Here is a 6,365-nt window from a genome sequence, read left to right as displayed (position 1 = left end):
GCAAAATCCGTAAAGTAAAAATATCAAATCACTGGATTGATTTGGAAATACCAAAACCGACACGAAAAATAATTGAGAAATTAAATTTGCATATTACTTAAAACTTGCAAAGTTACGGGTTAACAGAATAAAAAAGGGTGGAAAAAATTGAAAATTTCCTTTTTTTTGATTATGAGAAGTGAAGTGTAAAAAAACGTTTTACAACTTCAAATTGATAGGATGGGCATATAACTTTCCTTCTCGCCATTTTTTTACTGGATTTTGTATTTTTTTAACTGTTGCATTTGTTTTACCTGCGTTCTCAACAATATAAATAGAATACTTATCTCCCTCTCCTTGATCAAAAAGACTGCTTGCAGATTGCCACTGTGCCCCTGTTATGGTTATAAGTTCAGGAGATTCTTCTTCTCTGGATTTCACTTCAATATACTCTATTTCTATATCATATTTCTTGTATATCGTGAAAAATCAAAATAGAAAAGTTTTTAGCCACAATATTTTGACCAAAGAAGAAAAGCAAGAATCATACTTATAAGTAACAGTACCCAGGAAAGTTTTCTGTTTATTAAGCTTATATTATTTAATTTAGTTTTATTTGCAATATTATTTATTGATTCCAACATTTCCTGAAAACAGTGTTTCGCTTCCTTAACTTCCTCTAAACACTCATCATCAGAACCGTTTTCTCTATTTTGAATAATATCAATTTGTTCCTCAGGAAGCTCTATTATGCCAATCAATTTATCAATTTCATCTTTGTTGTCTTTATATTGATTTGCAAAAATACATATTATTAAATTTTTTGATGTCTGAAAACTGATGATATCCTGAAATATTAAAATATCTTTGTCTCTCAACATTTTAGCCATATCATCTAATTGAGTATCACCTGGCAATATGTATCCTTTTCTTGCTCTCTCATTAGTTTCATAAATTAAGTCATTTGCAGTTAGTTTGTTATTCAAAATGTTGTCTATTAATGGTAAATATACACAACTTTTTTGACAGTTTTTGCAAGATTTGTAAGGTTTATTGCTGTTAAGAAATATTTCAAAATAATTTTCTTGTAACCTTTTAATGGCATTTAAAGTGTTGTCCTTGCTTAACTCTCCATTGTGTACCATAACCAATAATAAACATTCTTGGACTATTTTCTGTAATCTAAGTTTTGCTATAAAACCTTTCTCAATTTTACTTTCAATTTCTTTCAAATAATGATTTACTACTCTTGTAGTTGCTTCTTGTATGATAGTATTTCGTAAGTTATCATCTGTCACCTTTAATCCTAAAGATTTTAATACGTATTCCAACGTCTTATCCCTTTCTTGTCTTATTAATGTCAAACCAGCTTCTTTTAGATTTTCCTCCACAAAAAATGTATTTATTATTTTATGAATCAGAGTTATAAAATCTCTATTTTCTATCAAAAAAGCAATATATGGTTCAGCTATTTGTAAGGATTTTATACTATTATCCTCAACGCTTGTTGGTTTTAAATCTTCACGGTTTTCTATTTTAACTCTCAAAGGTTGATTTATCCCTTCATGAAAAACCACTGCTTCTCCCGGTTCTAAATAAATAAGTTCTGTTTTTTGTTCATCGTTCAACCCAATGGAATCACCAATAATCTCTCTGTCATCTTTTGAATATAATCTGTGAATAATTTTCATACTTGTATTCTTTATAGTGTCAGGAGATAATTTAGTAGGAATCTGTTCCGCTATAATTAATCCTTCTCCGTATCCACGAGTTTCTGCTAATATATTATTAAATGTTTCAAGAGCTTTCGCTTTAACATTTGCTAATTCCATTGAAACGTTGTCTGGTTGATTTTTTAGGAGACGATGAGCTTCTTCGATGAGTGTAATGTGTTTAAGCTTGCCTGGAAATTCATTTTTTGCTAAATAATGTTCGTATATCCTTGCTAAGATGAGTCCTATGAAAAAAGTTTTTTCTTCGTCATCCCCTAAATATTGTAGTTCTAAAAGAGTTGACTTAGAGAGCAATTCTTCAATTGTAGGTTTAGATTTGCGTACGTTAAAAAGATACCCTTTGGCTCCTTCCATCAAACTTCCTATCCTGACTCTCAATGCACCTTTGATATCGCTAGTCAAATCTTGTGAATATTCAGTTTTTTGCATTACGGATTCTATTTCTTCGTGAAGGTCCTGTAAAGTAGGATAAAAATCGGACTTCTTAACTTCATCATCCATATTCTTTTTTTCTAACTCCATAATATATACATTTTTCCCGCTTTTCAGGTCCCATCCCATTTTTTTATAGATATTATTTATAGCCACTTCTAAAATATAAGGCATTGGACCATACATAGGAAAACTTGCGTTGAAAACAGATTTTAAAAGGTCTATATGAGTTTGAACACCTAATTCTGAGGGAAAATCAAAAGGATTAATTCTCATTGGAGATTTATTTTCTTTGCCTACAGGACTTTCACAACCCACAGTATATATAGAAGAAAGAAATTGTTTTATTGAACGATATTCTAATTTTGCGGGTTCGATGATAAGGAATGGAATCTTTTCTTGATGTATTTGGGATAAAATATGCTTTGCTGTCAGTGTTTTACCCATTCCCGTTGTACCTACTATTAAACAGTGTTTAACAAAATTATTTATGGGGATTTGCTCTTTTACTGCAGTTTCTTTAAACAAAACAAGGTTGCCTAAGGAGATGTTTCTTCCTTCTTTTTGCTCTGCCATTGCCCCACCAAACATAACAGGTTGTTTGACTTTAAATCCTGGGATTTCATTTTGAGGAAAAGCAATAATGCTGGCAGCTTCAAAAGATGTAATACAAGAGGATAATGTTTGACTATACTCCTCCTTTCCTTTTTCTACGTCAGAAAAAATTCCTTTTTTAACAGCTAAACTCCCCTTATAGCTAATTCTTTCTAAAGGGTCTTTTTTAATAGAAGATACTGGATATAAATATTCATCACGAGGACTGGTTAAAGAAGAAAACAAACTGGCGATATTATCACAATTCTCTTTTTCATCAGAAGAAATTTTAATTTTTGTATTCCACAATCCAGAAACATTGCCATCTATCAATCGTCTTAAGTGTGTTTTAAAAAATTCTACTGCAAATCGAGCCTCCTGATCAATTTCTGTTCTTGCTCTACCCATGCCTGCGAATTTCCCTTTTTGTGCTTCTGTTCGCGGCGAAACGCTCTTAATTATTTTTTGAAAGCGCTTAATTGATTCTAAAAGATTGTTTTGCTCTATCTTATGCAACGTAATATCAACTTCAAAATCATAAAGCGAAACATTTCTAAGAATAACATCCCAGAGTGTTTCTTCTTTATCAATAAAATTTCTAACATCAGGTATCCCATACAATTCTATATTATTTTTAAAACCATTTGGGGTGTTATCAATATTTGATATCCTTATTGCTGGAAAATGCTTTTCAAGAATACTGTTGATATTTTCTTCAAAGCAAGAAGAATATTCAATTAAAAATTCTATTGTTTGAGATATAACTCTTACTTTAAAAACAACTTCATTCAAAGCATTTATATTATAAAGTGCAATAATAAAAGCATTTGCTCTTTCAATAATTTCTGGAATTTCAAAATAACTTTCTTGAAAATCATAATCAACATACTTGTATTTTTTAAGTTTTGTTAATTTTGGTCCTTGTAAAATCCTAATTTGTTTTCTCATTAATTACTCCTCTGTTTCAGTAGAGATTTGTATTATCGCACACTTTTGTGACAGGGCTTTCTTTAAAATTAATAACAATTTGTTCAACTGAACGACAGATTCTGCTTTCTGTAATAAATCAACAAGATTTTGTATTTTTTTGACATTTATAAGTATTAAATCAAGGTCTGCTTTTATTTCACAATACAACTCGTTGTTTATTGTTTTCAAAGAACGTAAATTATTTTTCATTTCATCATAATTCTTTTCTTCTAAAAATTCCTTATTTATTGACACATCATTTAAAACAGACAAAATATTTTCTTTTAAATCGATATATTGAGCAGTGAATCCCTCTTTGTTTTTCGACTCAAAAATAGCATTGATAATTTTTTCGTACTCACTTAATTTATTAATAATCTCTTCCGATAAATCTTCTTCTTTTACAAAAAAATAAATCCGTTGAAAAGCCATAGGTTATGCCCTCCTTGATTGTTCTAAAATTACTTCCAATCTATATAGCATTACTGTATCTTTAGCAGGTAAACTTGGCCGAACTTCAAAGGTTTTGCCAGTTTTTTGAAACAATTGTTTCTGTAATTCAAAAAGTTTTTCTATTAAAAGTTTATTGTTTAAAACATCTTTTGAGATAACAAGTCTTGTATAATCAGATGTCCGTAAATGTCCTTCCAATTGTTTTGCTAAATGACCATTGTCTATTTCTCGCATAAGATAGTCTGCTTTGCCGAATTTTATTTCTTCACCTATCGTTTTTCCTTTTTCAATAATTTCTTCTACAATCCTGTTGTTTTTAAAATCAAATTTTGGAGATTTAAAATCTCTTCTAACTACGCCTTGTAAATCTGGAATAGTTTTTCTGCCATCAGGAAGTGTAATTTCCTGATTAGGTTTTATATCCACAACAGAAGATAAATTCTGTTTTTCAATGCCTTCTCCCATTTTCCCTGAGTATGCTGAAGCATTTAACCTTGTTAGTGTTTCATCTCTTATTGCAGGACCACCATCTTTTAAATCTTCAGCAAATGTTTTTTCCATTGCTGTCAACTGCTCGCTGTTAGCAACAGCTCTATCAGTTGCTAACTTATCTTTTTCACTAATAAATGTTTCTCTCATCTGTTTTGATAGTATCTCAGATGTTTCTTTAAGTGTTGCTTGTGTCGTTTCCTTAACTGCGTATTCCATTGCTTTTTCAGCAGCAATTTCTGCAGTTTTTTCAGCAGCCACTTCAGCAGCTACTATTGCGCCTGAAAACGGATCTACCATTGTTTATTCTCCTTTATATTATTTGTTTCAAGTGTCTTTGCTTATTGCAACATTTTGTTTTTATATGTTTCGATATCTTTTTGCACTATACCAACGACAAAAGCAACTACAGCCGCATCATCTACAAGCCCTAATACAGGTATAGCATCAGGAATTAGATCAAAAGGATTTAAAAAATATGCAAGTGCAAAAATTATTGCAGCTATTGTAGACCAAGGGCATTCATATTTTTCTGCCCACCAATCTTTTAACATCTTAAATAGAAGAGTTACATTTTTCGCAAATTCCTGAAATTTACCTGATTGTAGATTTGCGAGCCGGGTGTTTATCACATATTCGTGGTCTATTACATATTGTCCGTCTTTTTTTGTGGTTTTTGCTATCCCTTCATACACCACGTCTTTATAATCTTCTCTCATTGCTCCCCCTTTGCCATTATATTGGCAGTTGGTTTGCGTTCTAAATGTTTTAGTTATTATTTTTCGTGAATATTCAGTAAACCCCATCTCGCCTATTCGTGAACTCACCTGCACTAATCTTTTGTGCAGGTGAAAACTTGTTCGCGCTATACAAGCAAGGTTGGGATTCACTCCCAATTTTTAGTAAGTATTAGTAAACCACCCCCACACTTGCCTCTCCCCGCCCACTTTGTTATCCTGAACGCCCCGTCTTGTTATCCTGAACTTGTTTCAGGATCTCTCACCTAACCCACGTAACAGGAGTAATAAAAGCGAGATTCCGGCTCAAGTCCGGAATGACAAAAAGGGGGTGAGTTCCTTTTCGCCTACGGCGGGATTGCGACGTGGCAATCCTCGTTTTTATCATTAATAGTCCCTTTGCATTTATCGTTGCGTCTTCCGTTTTTCCTCGCCTGCTAACAGCCCCCCTCATCCTTGATCCTTCTCCCCTAAGGGTAGAAGGCAAGAGCTCCTCATTCCTGCAAATCCGTAAAAGCAAATTACACGCTCTGAACGGTGTTCACTGAGGACTCACTATTTTTCTTCTTTCCATTTAGATTCTTCGCCCTGTAGATATATCCGTATTCTTGCTATGAGTCGGTCTATAAATTCATCTCTATCTTTAGCGTTTTCAGGTAGGTAATCTTCTTGTATGTTTAGTTCAACTTTATCTATGATAGGTATATGTAACCATTTTACAGATGTGCTTGGCTCTTCTTTCTTTGCTCCGTTTTTTTTCTTTAAAAGATACGTTGTTCCCAAAGCCGCTAATATACCTGCTATAGGTGATATAAGACCGGCACCTCCCAGCGGAGCAAGCATTTTAGGGGATAATAGTTTTTCTTCCTTTGTAAGGAGTTGTTCCATCTGTTCTTCTTTTATTTCTTTTAGAAGTTTCTTTATTTCGTTAAGTGGAATAAACTGTGATTGTAAATATTTTATGGCAAGAACCTGCAGT

General features: G+C 32.4%; 6 protein-coding genes. All 6 read right to left on the bottom strand.

Annotation, left to right across the window (positions count from 1 at the left end):
• Positions 1–198: 198 nt before the first annotated feature.
• Positions 199–420 carry a hypothetical protein gene (locus M0P98_08890; protein MCK9266965.1) on the bottom strand — a complete coding sequence of 74 codons (222 nt, stop codon included), beginning with the start codon at positions 418–420 and terminating at the stop codon, positions 199–201.
• Between the two features lie 65 nt (positions 421–485).
• Positions 486–3,686, bottom strand: coding sequence for an ATP-binding protein (locus tag M0P98_08885; GenBank protein ID MCK9266964.1), 3,201 nt, complete (start codon positions 3,684–3,686; stop codon positions 486–488).
• A gap of 3 nt (positions 3,687–3,689) precedes the next feature.
• Entirely contained in the window at positions 3,690–4,139 is a 450-nt protein-coding gene (locus M0P98_08880) for a hypothetical protein (GenBank protein MCK9266963.1), read from the bottom strand.
• Positions 4,140–4,142: 3 nt separating this feature from the next.
• Positions 4,143–4,949: a hypothetical protein gene (locus tag M0P98_08875; protein ID MCK9266962.1), complete on the bottom strand. Its 807-nt coding sequence runs from the start codon at positions 4,947–4,949 to the stop codon at positions 4,143–4,145.
• 41 nt (positions 4,950–4,990) lie between these two features.
• Positions 4,991–5,368: a YkvA family protein gene (locus tag M0P98_08870; protein ID MCK9266961.1), complete on the bottom strand. Its 378-nt coding sequence runs from the start codon at positions 5,366–5,368 to the stop codon at positions 4,991–4,993.
• Positions 5,369–5,941: 573 nt separating this feature from the next.
• Positions 5,942–6,365: hypothetical protein (locus M0P98_08865; protein MCK9266960.1), on the bottom strand; the 424-nt coding region annotated here is incomplete at its 5' end.

The sequence above is a fragment of the bacterium genome (genome assembly GCA_023230585.1).
GTDB lineage: Bacteria > Ratteibacteria > UBA8468 > B48-G9 > JAFGKM01 > JALNXB01.
This window is presented reverse-complemented; position numbering and strand designations above follow the sequence as displayed.

What these genes read in the sequence shown, in the direction of transcription:
- M0P98_08870 (MCK9266961.1), bottom strand. Translation starts at nt 5,368, where the DNA reads ATGAGAGAAGATTATAAAGACGTGGTGTATGAAGGGATAGCAAAAACC.
- M0P98_08875 (MCK9266962.1), bottom strand. Translation starts at nt 4,949, where the DNA reads ATGGTAGATCCGTTTTCAGGCGCAATAGTAGCTGCTGAAGTGGCTGCT.
- M0P98_08880 (MCK9266963.1), bottom strand. Translation starts at nt 4,139, where the DNA reads ATGGCTTTTCAACGGATTTATTTTTTTGTAAAAGAAGAAGATTTATCG.
- M0P98_08885 (MCK9266964.1), bottom strand. Translation starts at nt 3,686, where the DNA reads ATGAGAAAACAAATTAGGATTTTACAAGGACCAAAATTAACAAAACTT.